The following is a 1,106-nucleotide window of genomic DNA, read 5'->3' as shown; positions in this document are numbered from 1 at the left end:
CTGCTCTGGGCTCCGCCTTCGGCGATGTCCCACACGGCAACCGTCCTGTCCCGGGAAACGGTGGCTATCCGGGAACCGTGCCAGGCGATGCTGTTGACGCTGTCGGTGTGACCGGACAACAGCGTCTCCTCGTCCGTGTCAAGGTCCCAGACGCGGGCCGTACGGACTTCGTCGCCCACGGCGAGACGCCGGCCGTCGGGAGACCACGCGACACAACTCAGCTTCTCCCCGCAGTCCAACTGTCTCAGCAGCGCCCCCGTACCGGGGGTCCCAGCAGGCGCTTCCGCTTCGGCGACCGCGGAGACGAAGACCATGCGGTCCTCCGACACTGAGGCGAGCAGTCGTCCGTCGGGCGACCAGGCGATGCCTGAGACACCGGCCCGGTGTCCGGCGGCAGCTGCGATCTCACGGCCGGTGGCAAGGGACCAGCCGCGCACCGTGCCGTCGTCCGACGCGCTGGCGACCTTCTGTCCGTCCGGGGACCATGCCACGTCCCACACCGTCCGTTCATGGCCGGTGAACCGGGCCACCTCCACGAAGGTCGACGCATCCCAGATCCGCACGGTCCGATCACGGCTCGCCGTGGCGAGCCGCTCCCCGTCCGGTGCCCACGCGACTCCCTCGACCGCGTCGCCATGCCCGGTGAGCACACCGGCTTCGGCCTCGGTCTCGACGTCCCAGACGGTGACGGTGCCGTCCCGGGAACCACTCGCCAGATACCTTCCGTCGGGCGACCAGGTCACCGACTGCACCCGGTGACCGCCACCAGGAGTGAGGACAACGCGGTCAGAGGGCGACTGCCCGGTGCCCCAGATCCGGACCGTACCGTCATCTGAGGCCGTCGCGAGGAGGGCTCCATCGGGCGACCAGGTCACCGCGTTGATGTCCTCCTCATGGCCGCGAAAGACCTCCCGTACATGAGAGGCGTTGAGGGCGGTGTGCAGCGCCTGCTGGGCGGCGGAGGTCGGAGCGCACTCCTCAAGCGCGGCGAGCGCCCCCAGGACCGCCAGCTCCGGATCGCTCGTGGCGATCTCCGCCACCCGCGCAGCCACCGCGTCCGCGAGCCTTTCCAGGGACGCCCGGTCAAGACGTGCGGAACACTCCAG

1 protein-coding gene is annotated in these 1,106 nt (G+C 70.1%); it reads right to left on the bottom strand.

From position 1 onward, the window contains the following. On the bottom strand, window positions 1-1,106 hold a 1,106-nt coding region (locus tag ACFY5C_RS41925), incomplete at both ends, for a WD40 repeat domain-containing protein (protein WP_389455362.1).

This window comes from Streptomyces sp. NPDC012935 (assembly GCF_042900345.1).
Classification (GTDB): domain Bacteria; phylum Actinomycetota; class Actinomycetes; order Streptomycetales; family Streptomycetaceae; genus Streptomyces.
This window is presented reverse-complemented; position numbering and strand designations above follow the sequence as displayed.